The 15,130-nt window shown below is 70.8% G+C and carries 16 protein-coding genes; 8 read left to right on the forward strand and 8 right to left on the reverse strand.

What is annotated here, in order from left to right:
- Positions 1 to 134: 134 nt before the first annotated feature.
- The gene (locus ABC138_RS09075; RefSeq protein WP_068327622.1) at positions 135 to 1,370 is read left to right on the forward strand and encodes a flavin reductase; all 1,236 of its coding nucleotides are present in this window, start codon (positions 135 to 137) and stop codon (positions 1,368 to 1,370) included.
- 20 nt (positions 1,371 to 1,390) lie between these two features.
- Here ABC138_RS09075 and ABC138_RS09080 read toward each other — a convergent pair whose 3' ends face one another.
- Positions 1,391 to 2,161 carry an FAD-binding protein gene (locus ABC138_RS09080; protein WP_068327624.1) on the reverse strand — a complete coding sequence of 257 codons (771 nt, stop codon included), beginning with the start codon at positions 2,159 to 2,161 and terminating at the stop codon, positions 1,391 to 1,393.
- Positions 2,162 to 2,434: 273 nt separating this feature from the next.
- Positions 2,435 to 3,244, reverse strand: a complete 810-nt coding sequence (locus ABC138_RS09085; RefSeq protein ID WP_255218331.1) for a fumarylacetoacetate hydrolase family protein — start codon at positions 3,242 to 3,244, stop codon at positions 2,435 to 2,437.
- A gap of 173 nt (positions 3,245 to 3,417) precedes the next feature.
- On the opposite strand from ABC138_RS09085, the gene ABC138_RS09090 reads away from it, so the two are divergent.
- Complete coding sequence (locus ABC138_RS09090; protein WP_345913454.1) at positions 3,418 to 4,278, forward strand: alpha/beta hydrolase; 861 nt, start codon at positions 3,418 to 3,420, stop codon at positions 4,276 to 4,278.
- A 194-nt stretch (positions 4,279 to 4,472) separates the two neighbouring features.
- Here the strand turns inward: ABC138_RS09090 and ABC138_RS09095 are convergent, their stop codons facing one another.
- The 6 genes from ABC138_RS09095 to dnaA all read right to left on the reverse strand — a co-directional run bounded on the left by ABC138_RS09095 (position 4,473) and on the right by dnaA (position 11,305).
- Positions 4,473 to 5,027 carry a hypothetical protein gene (locus ABC138_RS09095; protein ID WP_068327636.1) on the reverse strand — a complete coding sequence of 185 codons (555 nt, stop codon included), beginning with the start codon at positions 5,025 to 5,027 and terminating at the stop codon, positions 4,473 to 4,475.
- Positions 5,028 to 5,079: 52 nt separating this feature from the next.
- A complete protein-coding gene (locus ABC138_RS09100) occupies positions 5,080 to 5,598 on the reverse strand; it encodes a DciA family protein (RefSeq protein WP_068327639.1) in 519 nt (172 codons plus the stop codon).
- A complete protein-coding gene (gene recF, locus ABC138_RS09105) occupies positions 5,595 to 6,800 on the reverse strand; it encodes a DNA replication/repair protein RecF (RefSeq protein WP_345913455.1) in 1,206 nt (401 codons plus the stop codon). Before recF ends, ABC138_RS09100 begins: the two co-directional genes overlap by 4 nt.
- A gap of 1 nt (position 6,801) precedes the next feature.
- Positions 6,802 to 7,887, reverse strand: coding sequence for a phosphogluconate dehydrogenase (NAD(+)-dependent, decarboxylating) (gene gnd, locus ABC138_RS09110; protein WP_068327646.1), 1,086 nt, complete (start codon positions 7,885 to 7,887; stop codon positions 6,802 to 6,804).
- Positions 7,888 to 7,922: 35 nt separating this feature from the next.
- Positions 7,923 to 9,056, reverse strand: coding sequence for a DNA polymerase III subunit beta (dnaN, locus tag ABC138_RS09115; RefSeq protein ID WP_068327649.1), 1,134 nt, complete (start codon positions 9,054 to 9,056; stop codon positions 7,923 to 7,925).
- A 752-nt stretch (positions 9,057 to 9,808) separates the two neighbouring features.
- Positions 9,809 to 11,305, reverse strand: a complete 1,497-nt coding sequence (dnaA, locus tag ABC138_RS09120) for a chromosomal replication initiator protein DnaA (protein ID WP_068329288.1) — start codon at positions 11,303 to 11,305, stop codon at positions 9,809 to 9,811.
- Between the two features lie 450 nt (positions 11,306 to 11,755).
- Between dnaA and rpmH the strand changes: the two genes are divergently transcribed.
- The 6 genes from rpmH to rsmG are packed head-to-tail and all read left to right on the forward strand — an operon-like array spanning position 11,756 to position 15,010.
- On the forward strand, positions 11,756 to 11,893 hold the full coding sequence (gene rpmH / locus ABC138_RS09125) for a 50S ribosomal protein L34 (protein WP_068327653.1): 138 nt from the start codon (positions 11,756 to 11,758) through the stop codon (positions 11,891 to 11,893).
- Positions 11,894 to 11,904: 11 nt separating this feature from the next.
- Positions 11,905 to 12,279, forward strand: coding sequence for a ribonuclease P protein component (gene rnpA, locus ABC138_RS09130; protein ID WP_068327656.1), 375 nt, complete (start codon positions 11,905 to 11,907; stop codon positions 12,277 to 12,279).
- Complete coding sequence (gene yidD / locus ABC138_RS09135) at positions 12,276 to 12,608, forward strand: membrane protein insertion efficiency factor YidD (RefSeq protein WP_082807683.1); 333 nt, start codon at positions 12,276 to 12,278, stop codon at positions 12,606 to 12,608. The genes rnpA and yidD overlap by 4 nt, the downstream gene beginning before the upstream one ends.
- Entirely contained in the window at positions 12,605 to 13,645 is a 1,041-nt protein-coding gene (gene yidC / locus ABC138_RS09140) for a membrane protein insertase YidC (protein ID WP_082807684.1), read from the forward strand. Before yidD ends, yidC begins: the two co-directional genes overlap by 4 nt.
- Before the next feature lie 54 nt (positions 13,646 to 13,699).
- Entirely contained in the window at positions 13,700 to 14,338 is a 639-nt protein-coding gene (locus tag ABC138_RS09145; protein WP_082817265.1) for a R3H domain-containing nucleic acid-binding protein, read from the forward strand.
- A gap of 27 nt (positions 14,339 to 14,365) precedes the next feature.
- Complete coding sequence (gene rsmG / locus ABC138_RS09150; protein WP_068425852.1) at positions 14,366 to 15,010, forward strand: 16S rRNA (guanine(527)-N(7))-methyltransferase RsmG; 645 nt, start codon at positions 14,366 to 14,368, stop codon at positions 15,008 to 15,010.
- The last annotated feature ends 120 nt before the right edge of the window (positions 15,011 to 15,130 follow it).

The following is a 15,130-nucleotide window of genomic DNA, read 5'->3' on the forward strand; positions in this document are numbered from 1 at the left end:
GGATCGATGCCGTCTGGCGCGGAATCCTGCGACGGAGGCTTGATCAACCCCCTTCGCGATGGCTACTCTCGCTGTAGCAACCACTACAGGCTTCCCCCGTGGGGCCGTCATCCGAGACTCAACGAGGAGCTCACATGGCAGCGGACCAGGCGCTCGAGCGCCGCTTCGACGACGCGACCTTCCGCGAGGTCCTCGGCCACTACCCGACGGGCGTGGTCGCCGTCACCGGGACGCACCCCGACGGCGAGCCGGTCGCCATGGTGGTCGGCACCTTCAGCTCGGTGTCGATGGACCCCCCGCTCGTGGCCTTCATGCCCGGGGCGCACTCCGGCACCTACGCGCGGCTGCGCGAGTGCCCCTCCTTCGTCATCAACGTCCTCGCCCACGACCAGACGGATGTCTGCCGCACGATGGCGATCCCGGCCGACGACAAGTTCGAGCGCGTCGGCTGGTCGCCCTCCGCGCAGGGTGCGCCCGTGCTCGACGACGCGGTCGCCCTGATCCACTGCCGCCGCGAGCAGGAGGTGCTCGCCGGCGACCACTACATCACCATCTGCGCGGTCGACGACCTCGAGGTCAACCGTCCGGTGACCCCCCTGCTCTTCTTCCAGGGCGGGTACGGCGGGTTCAACCCCAAGGGCCTGTCCGCGCTCGGCGACGGTGACTTCATCGCCGCCCTGCGCCTCGCCGAGACGGCCCGTCCGCACATCCGCCGCATCGCCGACCGGCACGGCTGCGAGTCGGCCGTCCTCGTCGCGATCGACGACGAGGACATGACCACGGCCGACTCCGCCTTCGGCGGGAGCGCGGAGGCGTACGAGCGGCTCGGGGCCCGGATCCCGCTGATGCCGCCGATCGGCGAGGTCTACGTCGCGTTCGCCCCGCCGCAGGTCCAGGAGCACTGGCTCGCGAAGGCGGCCAAGGACGAGGAGGCGATCGCCCACTACCGCGGACGGCTCGAGGCGATCCGCCGCGACGGCTTCGCGGTCGTCCAGGTCGGTCCGGAGCGCGAGGAGGAGTACGCGCGCCTGCACGAGGCGCTCGACGAGTACGCCTCCGGCCCCCTCACCCCGAGCCGCGAGCGTGCCGTCCGCGAGGTCATCGCGCAGATGTCGCTCTTCTTCGGACCGGTGGACATCTGCGAGGACGGCACCTACGACCTCGGCTCGATCGTCGTCCCGGTCTTCAACCCCCACGGCGGCGTCTCCATGGTCCTGCGGATGACCCAGCTCCCGCAGGACGTCGACGGGACGGTCGTGCGGGAGTGGGTCGCCTCGCTGCAGCAGGCCGCCGCCGAGATGACCGACGCGCTCGGCCACAACGGCAGCAGCGAGCTGCTCAGGGACTACCAGAGCTGGTTCATGATGTGAGCGCGGAGGGCGAAGGGGGTTCAGGCCCCCTTCGCCACCTCCGCGCCGATGATCCACCCGGCCCCCATGGCGGCCATGAGCCCCCCGCCGGAGGAGTAGCCCTCCGAGCGCGGGCCGGCCGTCCCGACCGCGCTGCCGCCCCCGACCCGCAGGCCGACCACGGTCGAGCCGTCCGCACGCACGAGCCGGCCCCGCGGGTCCACGAGCGCCCCGCCCTGGGTCGTCAGCACCCCGTGGGTGACCCACGTGTGGTGCAGGCGCCCGCTCTGGGCCCGACGACCCTCGATCGGGCGCACCGACTCCTCGAGCCGGGCGAGCGGGATGCCGGTCTGCCGGGCGAGGTCTGCCAGGTCCTCTGCCTCGCGGATCGCCCCGGCGGCCAGGGAGTCGCGCATCATCTCCGAGGTGATCGTCTCGGCCATCGCCTGCTCGTCCCAGAGCATCAGGGCCCGTTCGCCCGGCTGCGCCTGGATCTGCGCGGCGAGCCCGGAGTAGCCGTGGGCCTGCTCGTCGACGAAGCGCTCCCCGTCGGTGTTGACGAGGACCGCGCCCGCCCACGGCAGGGCCGGGTTGACCCGCGTGCCGTGGCCGAGCGTCATCTGGCCGTGCCGCAGGCAGGCCTCCATGTGCGTCCACTGCGCCCCGAGCGGCTCGAGCCACGCGACGGAGTCACCCGTCGACGTGCTCACGCCGCCGTAGAAGGGGGTGCCGAGGGACGCCGCGAAGCGCCGCATGAGCTCGGGGTTGTTCGCGAAGCCGTCGGTGGCGACCACCGTCGTCGCCGCCCGCACCTCGACGAGCTCGCCGTTCTGCTCGGCGACGAGACCCGACGACGCGCTCGTCGCCCGGGCGCTCGGGGTCGGGCTCGGTGAGCAGCCGGCGCACCGGCGCCTCGTCGACGAAGGCGACGTTGTCCCGGGAGACCAGCTCGGCCCGCAGGCAGGACATGAGCGGTCCGCCGCCCCGGCGCTCCGGGTCGGTCACGACGTGCTCGTCGTGAGCGAGACTTCTCTGTCAGTTCCGGTGCAGCGAAGGGGGGGCGGGGCACGATCCGTCGGGTCGGCTCAGCCCGTGACGAGCCGGTGCTCCATGCGCCCCACCCCGGTCACCCATGTCGTGAGCGTCTGCCCGGGCCGCAGGAACCGCGGCGGGTCGAGGGCCATGCCGACCCCGTCGGGCGTCCCGGTGAAGACGAGGTCGCCGGGGGAGAAGGTCAGGACCTGCGACAGCTCGGCGATCGCCCGGGCGATCGGGTAGAGGAGCTTGGCCGTCGTGCCGTCCTGGACGACCTCCCCGTCGACCGCGCACCCGAGCGCGAGATCGTCCAGGGGTGGCGCGTCGTCGAGGGTGACCACCCAGGGACCGATCGGGGAGAAGCCGGGGAAGGACTTGGCCAGGCCGAACTGCGGCGCGGGGCCGCGCAGCTGGCGGTCCCGCTCGGAGAGGTCCTGCCCGACGGTGACCCCGGCGAGGGCGGCGACGGCCTCCTGCGGGCTCGCCCGGTGGAGCGTACGTCCCAGGACGGCGACGACCTCGACCTCCCAGTCGACCGACCCCTCCGGCAGGACCACCTCGCCGTGGGCGCCGGTGATCGAGCTCGGCCACTTGGTGAAGACGGGCGGCAGGTCCGCCGGCGGCTCGAAGCCGGACTCGAGGGCGTGCTCGGCGTAGTTGAGGCCGATGGCGACGACGGACGACGGGCGGGGGACCGGCGCGTCGAGCTCCTCGAGCGCCACGGGGGTGGCGGTGGACGGGTCGGCCGCAGCGACCAGAGAGCGCAGCTCGTCCACGGCCGCGTACATCGCCATGGGGTCCGGGCCGATCCTCCCTTCACTCAGGGTCGCGACGTCCCACCCGTGGAGGGGTCCCTCCACACCTCCCGGCAGAACCACCCCTCGTCCTGCGCTGCTGGCCATCCTCATCCGTCAACCCACCTTCCGTGTAGTAGATGCAACAGATCACCAGTTCAGGCGGGCCATGGCAAGACCTTGTTCCGCGTCGGCTTCCGGCATATCGTGTAACGACCACTCTAGATAAGGACACGTCAATGCCGACGAAGAACGCCGAGGTCACCAGCCGCGACGTCGCCCTGAGCGAGGTCACCTACCGGGTCCACACCACCGGGGAGCCGGGCATGACCCCGCTCCTGCTGCTGCACGGCTCCGGGCCCGGGGCCACCGGGACCTCGAACTGGAAGGCCGTCATCGAGGAGCTCGGGGACCGCTACTACTGCATCGCCCCCGACATGATCGGTTTCGGTGACTCCACGCACCTCGAGGACCCGCCGCGGGGGATGAAGGCGCTCAACCTCGTCCAGGCCCGCACCCTCTTCGAGCTGCTCGACCACCTCGGCATCACCGAGCCGGTCACCCTCGTCGGCAACTCGATGGGTGGGATGATCTCGCTCGAGATGGCCCTCCTCGACGGCGGGCGCATCCGCACCATGCTCCTCATGGGCTCCGGCGGCGCACCCGACCTGCCGGTCACCGAGGGGCTGCAGCACCTCTTCGGCTTCTACGCCGACCCCACGCCGGCGTCGATGAAGCAGCTGCTCTCGTCCTTCGTCTACGACATGGACGTCCTGGCCGCCAAGGTCGACGAGGTCGTCGCGGAGCGGATGCCCTACATCGAGCGGCCCGACATCCAGCGCTCGCACGCGGCGATGTTCGACCCCTCGGCGCCCAAGCCGGGCTTCACGGCCGAGGAGATGGCGACGATCCCGCACAAGATCCTGTGCGTCCACGGTCGCGACGACATCATCGTCCCGGTGCAGTCGAGCACCTGGCTGGCCCAGCAGCTGCCGGACGCGTCGCTGCACATCATCCCCAAGAGCGGTCACTGGACCCAGATCGAGGCCCACGACACCTTCGTGTTCCTCCTCGAGAGCCTCGTCGCCGACAAGTTCTGAGACGCTGGCGCGTCCGGACGCTCCGGCACGCTCCGACGACGAGGCGCGGCGTCCCCCTTCGTCCCGGTCGTGCATTCCCCTAGGGCAATGCGCGTCAAGGTCCGCATTCCCCTAGGGGAATGCACGTCCAGGTCTACATTGCCCTAGGGGAATGCCGGACGAAGGGGGCCCGTCCCGCGTCTGCGGGGCGGCGCTCACCCGTCGTTGCGCTCCTTGGCCCGGATGAGGTCGAGCGCGATGACCGCGCCGATCGTGCCGAGCTTCTCCGGCACCGGCACCTGCGGGCTGAACCCCAGGACGTAGCGCTCCCGCCCGAGGAAGGCCTGGGCCACGCCCGGCCAGTGCCGGCTCGCGGTCGCCGCGAGCCCGCCGGGCCCGGTGACGGTGAACTCGCGGTCCCACATCGATCCCTCGAGGCACAGCTGCGGCCCGGTCCAGCACTCGATGCGCAGCGCCTTCGTGAAGAAGGTGAACTCCTTGACGACCTGGGCGATCACCCCGCCCTGCCCGTCCTGCACCTGGAAGCGGTCGAGGCCGAGGTCGGGCGTGTCGACGACGCGGACGAGCAGGGTGCCGTCGGTGTCGACGACCGCGAGCTGCCGGCTGCCCATGAGCATCCGTGCCCCAGCGCTCCCCTCCGTCACGATGCGCCCGATGGGCGTGCCTGCGAGGTCGTGGATCGCGAAGTCGTTGCTCAGGAAGGACCGGACCTGGTCCAGGACGATGGCGTCGGTGTCGAGGATCCCCATGGGCCCATCCTGCCCGGATCCTGAGGAGGCCGCCCGCGGCCGTCTCGAGGAGCTACCCGTACGTGTCGCGAGGACCCCGGCCGTCGCTCGTGCGCCGCAGACCGCGCGACCACGACGGCGCGCTCGGCCCGTGCACCCGGATCTCGTGGACCACGTCGGGCCCGACGAGCTCGCTGATCCGTCCGAGGAGCGAGCTCGACAGCAGCCGGATCTGGGTCGCCCAGGCGGTCGAGTCGGCGCGCACGGACAGGACCCCGGCCTCGAAGGTCACCGGCTCGCAGTGCTCCGCCACCTCGCGACCGACGATCTCGCCCCACCGACCCATGACCGACCCCGCCGCGACATCGACCTGCCAGCCGCGGTCACCGACGAGGCGCTCGACCTGGTCGCCGATCGTCTGCGGGTCACGGCCACCCGTCGACAGGATGCCCTGCGGCTGCCACTTCCGTCTGGGGCGCGGCTTCATCCCGGGGCGCAGCCCCTTGCCCTTGGCGACGGCGCGCGCCCGGGCGAGCGCCGCGGCGGCCGCGTCGATCTCGTCCCCGGGCGGGGGGACCTCCCCTTCGCTCATGCCGCGCCCACCTCACCGAGCGAGACCGTGAAGGTCTGCCCCGCCAGGCTCTCCGGCACGTCCTGCGGCACCGCCGCGGTGATGAGCACCTGCTCGCAGTCGGCGACCATGGCCGCCAGCCGCTCGCGCCGGCCGGAGTCGAGCTCGGCGAAGACGTCGTCGAGGACGAGGACCGGGTCGTCCCCGAGGTCGTGACGCAGCAGGTGGTAGGCCGCGAGCCGCAGCGCGAGGGCGAAGGACCACGACTCGCCGTGGCTGGCGTACCCCTTGGCCGGCATCTCACCGAGCCCGAGGACCAGGTCGTCGCGGTGCGGGCCGACGAGGTTGACCCCCCGCTCGACCTCCTGGTCACGCACCCGCGCCATCGACTCGAGCATCGCGGCGCGCAGCTGCTCCGGCTCGGGCACCTCGCCGGCAGCGATCGCCTCGGCGGCCTCCTCGTGGAGCGAGCTGCGGTAGACCGCGGTCGCCTCGGACTGGTTCGCACTCACCTCCCGGTAGGCCTCCTGCAGGTGCGGCACGAGGTCGCGCAGCAGACGCAGCCGGGCGTAGAGCAGCTGGCTGCCGAGGGTGGCGAGGTTGTCGTCCCAGATCTCCAGGGTCCGCAGTGCGTCCTCGACCGCGGCGCGCGGGTCCACGCCCTCGGGGGCCGAGGAGCTGCGTCGCCCACGCCCGCTCCGAGAGCCGAGCAGCGCGGCCGCCGACTTCAGCAGGGCGCCCCGCTGCTTGAGGATCTTGTCGTAGTCCGAGCGCACCCCCGACCAGCGCGGTTGGCGCTGCACGAGCAGGTCGTCGAGGAAGCGTCGCCGCTCGCCCGGGTCACCCTTGATCAGGGCCAGGTCCTCGGGTGCGAAGAGCACCGTGCGCAGCGTGCCGAGCACGTCGCGGGTCCGGGGGAGGGGGGAGCGGTTGAGCTTGGCCCGGTTGGCACGGCCGGGGGTGATCTCCAGCTCGACGAGGCTCTCGCGCCCGTCCCGCACGACCGCGCAGCGCACGATCGCCCGGTCGGAGCCGAAGCGGACCATCGGCTGGTCGGTCGCGACCCGGTGGCTCGAGAGCGAGGCGACGTACCCGATCGCCTCGACCAGGTTGGTCTTGCCCTGCCCGTTGAGCCCGACGAGGGTCGTGATCCCCGGCTCGAGGGCCAGCTCGGCGCTGGGATAGCTGCGGAAGTCGCCGATGCTCAGGTGGCGTACGTGCACGTCACTGCGTCGAGCCGGTCCCGCTCGTCGGCCCGGGCGACCCACCCGTGCTCTGCGTGCCGGAGGTCGGACCGGCATCGGCCGCGTCCCCCTTCGGCGCCTCTGCGGGGGAGGCTGGCTTGTCGATCTTCTTCTCCTCCTGCGCCCGGCTGGTCCTGGCCGCCGCGACGCCCTTGGCCGCCTCCGCCCGCAGGTCCTCGCCCTCGGCGACCGTCATGACCTGGTGACCACCGAACTGCCCGCGCAGCGCCGCGACGGCCTGCATCGCGGGGCTGACCTGCTGGCGCGAGGCGAACCGCGCGAAGAGCGAGGCAGAGATGACCGGCATCGGCACCGAGTTGGCGATGCCCTCCTCGACGGTCCAGCGCCCCTCGCCGGAGTCGGCGGTGTAGTCGCTGACGTCCTCGAGCGAGGGGTTCTCCTCGAGGGCCTTGACCATGAGGTCGAGCAGCCAGGACCGCACGACGGTGCCGCGGCTCCACGCCTTGAAGGCCCCCGGCACGTCGGTGACGATGTCCTTGCGCTCGAGCAGCTCGTAGCCCTCCGCGTACGCGTGCATCAGGCCGTACTCGATGCCGTTGTGCACCATCTTCACGTAGTGGCCGGCGCCCACGGCGCCCGCGTGCACGAAGCCCTCGTCGCGGGGTCCCTCCGGCCGCAGGGCGTCGAAGATCGGCATCGCCTGCTCCACGTGCTGCGCGTCGCCGCCGACCATGAGGCCGTAGCCGTTGTCCAAGCCCCAGATGCCGCCGGAGACGCCGCAGTCGAGGTAGCCGACCCCCTTCGCACCGAGGAGCTCGGCGTTGGGGCCGTCGTCGCTGAAGCGTGAGTTGCCACCGTCGATCACGAGGTCACCGGGCTCGAGGCGCTCGGCGAGGTCGCTGATGACCGCCCGGGTGATCTCGCCGGAGGGGACCATGACCCACACGACCCGCGGCGCGGCGAGCGCGTCGACCATCGCCTGGACGCTCTCGGCGTCGGAGACCTCGGGGTTGGTGTCGTAGCCGACGACCTCGTGGCCGGCGCGGCGCACACGCTCACGCATGTTGCCGCCCATCTTGCCCAGACCGATGAGACCGAGCTGCATGACGGGACCTTCCTTGACGGGGACGAAGGGGGGCCTCAGCCGGCGAGTCGAACCGGCTGCAGGACGTAGCGGTAGGTGGTGTCGATCTCGCCGTCCTGGCTCTCCTGGCCGGTGATCATGGCCGGCTTGAGCGGGGCGGTGAAGGACAGGCGGGTGAAGGCCGTGCCGAGGACACCCAGCCCGTCGAGCAGGTAGCCGGGGTTGAAGGCGACCTCGATCTGCGGACCGTGGACGACCGCCTCGACCGCCTCGGAGGCCTGGGCGTCGTCACCGGCGCCGGCCTCGATGGTCACCTGCCCCTCGGTGAAGCGCAGCCGCACCGGGGTGTTGCGCTCCGTGACGAGCGCGACGCGCTTGACCGCCTCGGTGAGCACCTCCGTGTCGACGACCGCCTCGGTCTCGCTCGAGGTGGGGAAGATCTTGGCGACCTTGGGGTACTCGCCGTCGAGCAGGCGGGTCGTCGTGTGCCGCTGCCCGGCCTCGAACCCAGCGAGCCCGGACCCGCCCGCGGCCGCGCCGAGGGAGACCTCGATCGAGCCGGCGGCGCCGAGCGCCTTGGCGGTGTCGGAGAGGGTGCGGGCGGGGATGAGGGCGACGTGGCTCGCGTCGGAGACGTTGGGGTTCCAGGTGAGCTCGCGCATCGCGAGTCGGTAGCGGTCGGTCGCGAGCAGCGTGACCTTCTCGCCCTCGATCTCTACGCGCACCCCGGTGAGGATCGGGAGGGTGTCCCCACGGTCCGCGGCGATCTGCACCTGCTGGACGGCCTGGGTGAAGACGGTGCCGTCGACCGAGCCGCTGCCCTCGGGCGAGGTCGGCAGGGTCGGGTACTCGTCGGCCGGCATCTGCAGCAGGGCGAACCGCGAGCTGCCGCAGGTGACCTGGACCTTGGCGCCCTCGGTTGCCACGTCGACGGGCTTGGCGGGCAGGTTGCGCGAGATGTCGGCGAGGAGACGGCCGAGGACGAGGACGGTGCCGGGTTCGGCGACCTCGGCGGCGACGGAGATGCGCGCCGAGACCTCGTAGTCGAAGGTCGAGAGGGTGAGGGTCCCGTCGTCGGCAGCCTCGATGAGGACACCCGCGAGCACGGGCACCGGGGGACGGTTCGGCAGCCCGCGGGCCACCCAGGTGACCGCTTCGGCCAGCACATCGCGCTCGACGCGGAACTTCACGACAGACCTGCCCTTCGACGCGCCCTGTGCGCGTGCTCATGGGAATGACACGGATCCACGCGCCGTCGAGCGCGTGGGTTCCTGACATTACGCGGTCGGGGCCGTGACGGGGAACCGAGGGTCCGTTGTCATCCGCCCGTCAGTCCGTGGTCCACAGACCGGGCAGCAGCCATGCGTGGGGGAGGGATCGGATGGAGAGAGGACTCATCGTTGTCATAGGCGGTGTGGATACCGTGGACAACCCTGCTGGGCCCCGTCGTCCCGGGCATCGTGCCTGTGGGCGAGCCTGTGGACGAAGGGGGGAACGACAAGGACCGGGTGTGGGTGACGCGAGCTCGTCACCAGGGCGCAGGCGTCCTGCACAGTCCGTGCACAGGCCTGCGCACACCGTCGTCCTCAGGCTGGGTGGCCGATCCCGGCGCGTCGCCCGGACACCGACAGCGGTGACCCGTCGCCGGCCCTCGGCGTCCCCGGTTTCCCACAGGCTCGGTGTGGAGATGGGGACAGCGGGGACGGATCCGTGCTCGTCCCGGCATCTTTCGACGACCCACAGGGTTGTCCACACCCTGTGGATCTGTGGACAGAGGGTGGGCGAAGGGAGATCGCGGCCGATCGGGGGAGACGGTCACGATGTGGTCTCCGGGCACACACAGGTGGGGAGAAGCCTGTGGACAAGCAGGCTTCACCGATCCAGATGGCGGTGTATCACCGTGTATCAGATCACTCGTAGACTGGACGAGAGTCCGGGATCGTCAGCCGACCTGCTGCTTGATGCGGTTGGTCAGCTCGGTGACCTGGTTGTAGATCGCACGCCGTTCGCCCATGAGCTCGCGGATCTTGCGCTCGGCGTGCATCACCGTCGTGTGGTCACGACCGCCGAACTGGTCACCGATCTTGGGCAGCGACATGTCGGTCAGCTCGCGGCACAGGTACATGGCGATCTGGCGCGCGGTGACGAGCAGCCGGGTGCGGGAGGCACTCTGCAGGTCCTCGATCGTCAGACCGAAGTAGTCGGCCGTCTGGGCCATGATCGTCGCGCTCGAGATCTCGCTCGACTGCTCGTTGGGGATGAGGTCCTTGAGGACGATCTGCGCCAGACCGATGTCGACGGGCTGCCGGTTGAGGCTGGCGAAGGCGGTGACGCGGATCAGAGCGCCCTCGAGCTCGCGGATGTTGGTGCTGATCCGGCTGGCGATGAACTCGAGCACATCGGCCGGCACCGAGAGCTTCTCCTGGATGGCCTTCTTGCGCAGGATGGCGATCCGCGTCTCGAGGTCGGGCGGCTGCACATCGGTCAGCAGGCCCCACTCGAAGCGGCTGCGCATGCGCTCCTCGAACCCCGAGAGCAGCTTGGGCGCCACGTCGGAGGTGATGACGACCTGCTTGTTGGCGTTGTGCAGCGTGTTGAAGGTGTGGAAGAACTCCTCCTGCGTCTGCATCTTGCCCTGCAGGAACTGGATGTCGTCGATGAGCAGCACGTCGACGTCGCGGTAGCGACGCTGGAAGTTGGCGGCCTTGTCGTCACGGATGCTGTTGATGAAGTCGTTGGTGAACTCCTCCGAGTTCACGTACCGCACCTTGACGTGGGGGTAGAGGCTGCGCGCGTAGTGACCGATGGCGTGCAGCAGGTGGGTCTTGCCCAGGCCCGACTGGCCGTAGATGAACAGCGGGTTGTACGCCTTGGCCGGCGCCTCGGCCACCGCGACCGCGGCGGCGTTGGCGAAGCGGTTGCTCGAGCCGATGACGAAGGTGTCGAAGGTGTACTTCGGGTTGAGCCGGGTCAGCTCCACCTGCTCCGGCTCGGGGCGGCCGCGTCGGGAGGGAGGGGCCGGCTCGGGGTCCTCGTCGACGAGGCCGTCGTCGCGCCCGTCGACGGGCAGCGTGGAGGACAGGCCCTGGGGGCGGGGCCGGTCCGTGGGCTCCTCGACCGGGCCCGGCAGCGGCTCGGCGAGACCCTGGGTCGGGGGCAGCGGCTCGCTGTCGGCCAGCTCGGGGTCGACGGTGACGGCGAGGCGGACCTCGCGGCCGAGCTGCTCGGACAGGGCCTGGGTGACGTGCATGCGCAGGCGTTGCTCGACGAAGTTCTTCGAGAAGTCGTCCGGCACCGCGATGAGCGCGGTGTCGTCGAGCAGACCGACGAGGCGAGCCATGCTCAGGAACGCGCGGCGGGTGACCGGGACACCGTCGGCGTCCAGGGAGTCCAGCGTGGTGCGCCAGACCTGACCGAAGTCGACCTCGGCTCCGGTCACGGACTCACCCACATTCCTGCGGCCGGTGGCCGATCGATTCACGCGCTGGTACTGACATCATCGCCTGCCGGTCGCGGGATCCACAGCGTTGTCCACAGTCTGTGGGTATATACCGATGGCAGGTGGTGAGGAGCGACGCTAACAACCCGGACGGGTGGGGGCAACCCGGGGCCCGTCGATGTGTCCCGGCCCTCGGCGTGTCTGCGGGGACCAGGGGCCAGGTGCTGGCAGCGTGGCCCGGTTGGGGTCACTCCGCACGAGGACGAAGGGCGGTTTGACCCCGCGCTCGGCCGTCCCGTACCGTGGACGTCGGCCTGTCGGCCGCTTTCGCATGCCCATGATCTGCCGGACCGCTCCGGCGTCACGACGTGGGCTTCCGATCGCGGCCGAAGAGGCTCGCCGACTTCCGCACCGGGCCACACGGGCCCCATCGACCCATCGGAGACTGCAATGAGCAAGCGCACCTTCCAGCCCAACACCCGTCGCCGCGCCAAGACGCACGGCTTCCGTCTGCGCATGCGCACCCGCGCCGGTCGGGCGATCCTGTCCACCCGCCGCGCCAAGGGCCGCTCCAAGCTCTCCGCCTGACGAGCTGCCGGGTGCTGCCCGCGCGGCACCGCCTGACGGATCGCGCGGACTTCGCGGCAACCATCCGGGGACGAGGCGCTCGACGCCAGGGTTCCCGACTGCTCGTGGTCCATGCCCGTGTGGCGGACTCGACCCGGACCGACGCTCGAGGAGACGACTCCCCGCGCGTCGGTCTCGTCGTGTCCAAAGCCGTGGGCAACGCCGTGACGCGCACCCGCGTCAAGAGGCGCCTGCGGGCGCAGGCCGCGAGCCTCCTCCCTTCCCTCCCTGCGGGGACGGACGTGGTGGTCCGCGCCAACCCGGCCGCGGCCGACGCCGACTCGCACGAGCTGGGCGAGGCGCTGCGGCACTGCCTGCGCGGTCTGCTCGTTGGTGAGGGACCATGACGCTCCTCGCCCGGCCCCTGATCTGGCTCGTCCGCGGCTACCAGCTGCTCGTCTCGCCGCTGCTCCCGCCGAGCTGCCGGTACTTCCCGAGCTGCTCGGCCTACGGCGTGACCGCCCTGCAGCGGTTCGGCCTGCTGCGTGGGGGCTACCTGACCGTGCACCGGATCGTGCGGTGCAACCCCTGGTCCGCCGGGGGCATCGACCACGTGCCCGAGACGTGGGCGCAACGCGGCGCTCCTGAGCTGAGCCAACCGCGCTTCGCCGACATCGAGGACCACGACGACGGCGTCCCCCGCGACGCCACAGACAGAAGGACGTCCACCACGTGAGCTTCAGCGACATCATGTACCCCTTCGAGTGGCTCGTCGCCTGGATCATGTATCTGTGGCACGGGCTGCTCACCGCGGTGGGTCTGCCTGCCGACAACGGCTGGACGTGGAGCCTGTCCATCGTCGGCCTCGTCATCGTCATGCGGGCGGCGCTCATCCCGCTCTTCGTCAAGCAGATCCACGCCTCGCGCAAGATGCAGCTCATCCAGCCGGAGATGCAGAAGATCCAGGCGAAGTACAAGGGGAAGAACGACCCCGAGTCCAAGCAGAAGATGACCGAAGAGACGATGGCGCTGTACAAGGACAGCGGCACCAACCCCTTCGCCTCCTGCCTCCCGATCTTCGCCCAGATGCCGTTCTTCTTCGGTCTCTTCCGGGTCCTCAACAGCCTCGACGAGATCGGCTCCGGCGCCCAGCGGGGTATCGGCCCGATCACCCAGCAGGTGGCGGCGCAGGCCGAGTCCTCCTCGATCTTCGGGGCCCAGCTGTCCGCCCAGTTCCTCGGGACCGAGGGCGGGCTGAGCGTCAAGCTCGTGACGATCACGCTGATCATCCTCATGTCGCTCACGACCTTCACGACCCAGCACCAGCTGATGCGCAAGAACATGCCGGCGTCCGCGCTGGAGGGCCCCTTCGCCCAGCAGCAGAAGATCATGCTCTACCTGTTCCCGATCATCTTCGCCGTGTCCGGCGTCTACTTCCCGATCGGTGTCCTCCTCTACTGGTTCACCACGAACGTGTGGACGATGTGCCAGCAGTTCTACGTGATTCGCCGCATGCCGGCCCCCGGCTCCGCCGCGGAGAAGGCGATGCAGGACCGACGCCGCAAGTCGGGCAAGCCCCTGGACACCCCCGAGGAGTCGCGGGAGCGCAGGCACGATGCCGAGATGGCCTCCGAGCTGGAGGCGAAGGGCGTCATCTCCGGGCAGCGCCAGCAGCCGACCGGCAAGAAGCGTGCCAAGAAGAAGGGCGGTCAGCCGCCCAGGACGGGGCCGGGCGCTGCCGTCGACGAGCAGCAGCCCGAGACCGACCACTGACCTCGGTCGTCCCGGCAGCGCCGGACGACCACCCGCCACACGCAGGAGAAGTGCATGAGCGAGAACACCACGACCGAGGCCACCACCGAGGACTCGGCCGCCGCACCCGCACAGGACGCGGCCCCGAAGAAGACGCGGCGTCAGCTGCTCGAGCGCGAGGGTGAGGTCGCGGCCGACTTCCTCGAGACACTGCTGGACATCGCCGACCTCGACGGCGACATCGACCTGGACATCGACGGTGACCGGGCCGCCGTCGCCATCGTCGACTCCGACGAGGGACGCGTGCCCCGACGTCTGGTCGGCCAGGACGGCAAGGTGCTCGAGGCGCTCCAGGAGCTGACCCGCCTCGCCGTGCAGTCCGCGACGGGAGACCGCAGCCGTCTGATGCTCGACGTCGCCGGCCACCGGGCCGCCCGCCGCGCCGAGCTGGTGGAGATCGCCCGGACCGCCATCGCCTCGGCGACGGCCGACGGCGAGTCCGTCGAGCTCGAGCCGATGAGCGCCTTCGAGCGCAAGGTCGTCCACGACGAGGTGCTCGCCGCCGGACTCGTGTCCGACTCGTCCGGGACGGAGCCACGTCGCTTCGTCGTCATCCATCCCGCGACGCAGGACTCCGACCCCACGGAGGAGCTGCCCACGGAAGAGGTGGCTACGGATCAGGCCGACGACACTTCCGCGACGGACGAGGACTGAGGACGTTTCACGTGAAACGCTGGGCCCATGACAGCTGAGCTGCCCCAGGCACCGGAAGGCGCCCGCCGAGTCTTCGGTGGGCGCCTTGCCCGTGCCGAGGACTTCGCCGCGATCCTCGCCGACACCGGCGTGAGCCACGGCCTCATCGGTCCACGGGAGGTGCCGATCCTCTGGGAGCGCCACATCCTCAACTGCGCCGTGATCGAGGACGCCTTCTCACGTGACGCCCGCGTCGTGGACGTGGGATCGGGGGCGGGCCTGCCCGGGGTGGCCGTGGCCATCGCCCGCCCCGACCTCGACCTGCACCTCGTCGAGCCCATGCTCCGCCGCACGCAGTGGCTGGAGTCCACCGTGGCCGACCTCGGTCTGGACAATGTCACGGTGCACCGGGGTCGCGCCGAGGAGCTCCACGGGAGCCTGGAGGGGTCGTACGTGACCGCCCGGGCGGTAGCCCGTCTGGACAAGCTCGCCCGGTGGTGTCTCCCCCTCACCGCGCCCGGCGGCACGATGGTCGCCATGAAGGGCCGATCCGCGCAGGAGGAGCTCGAGGCGGCCATGAAGGCGCTGCGTCGGCTCGGAGTGGTCGCGAGCCGGATCAGCGCTCACGGTACCGAGATCATGGCCGAGCCGACTCTCACGGTCGACTGCACGACCGTTCCGCGCACGCACTGACCGCCGGCATCGCCGCCTGTGCACGCAGGGCACCGTTTCACGTGAAACGGTGCCCTGCGTCGTCCGCCGCGCGGTCCGCGCGTTTCACGTGAAACGCCTCGCGGGCCCGACTTTTCCACC

Origin of the sequence: Janibacter sp. LM, assembly GCF_039631275.1 — a bacterium.
Taxonomy (GTDB): domain Bacteria; phylum Actinomycetota; class Actinomycetes; order Actinomycetales; family Dermatophilaceae; genus Janibacter; species Janibacter terrae.

Bases quoted from the DNA above. Each gene is read 5' to 3' on its own strand.
- ABC138_RS09075 (WP_068327622.1), top strand. From the start codon at position 135: ATGGCAGCGGACCAGGCGCTCGAGCGCCGCTTCGACGACGCGACCTTC.
- ABC138_RS09090 (WP_345913454.1), top strand. From the start codon at position 3,418: ATGCCGACGAAGAACGCCGAGGTCACCAGCCGCGACGTCGCCCTGAGC.
- ABC138_RS09095 (WP_068327636.1), bottom strand. From the start codon at position 5,027: ATGGGGATCCTCGACACCGACGCCATCGTCCTGGACCAGGTCCGGTCC.
- ABC138_RS09100 (WP_068327639.1), bottom strand. From the start codon at position 5,598: ATGAGCGAAGGGGAGGTCCCCCCGCCCGGGGACGAGATCGACGCGGCC.
- gnd (WP_068327646.1), bottom strand. From the start codon at position 7,887: ATGCAGCTCGGTCTCATCGGTCTGGGCAAGATGGGCGGCAACATGCGT.
- rpmH (WP_068327653.1), top strand. From the start codon at position 11,756: ATGAGCAAGCGCACCTTCCAGCCCAACACCCGTCGCCGCGCCAAGACG.
- yidD (WP_082807683.1), top strand. From the start codon at position 12,276: ATGACGCTCCTCGCCCGGCCCCTGATCTGGCTCGTCCGCGGCTACCAG.
- ABC138_RS09145 (WP_082817265.1), top strand. From the start codon at position 13,700: ATGAGCGAGAACACCACGACCGAGGCCACCACCGAGGACTCGGCCGCC.
- rsmG (WP_068425852.1), top strand. From the start codon at position 14,366: ATGACAGCTGAGCTGCCCCAGGCACCGGAAGGCGCCCGCCGAGTCTTC.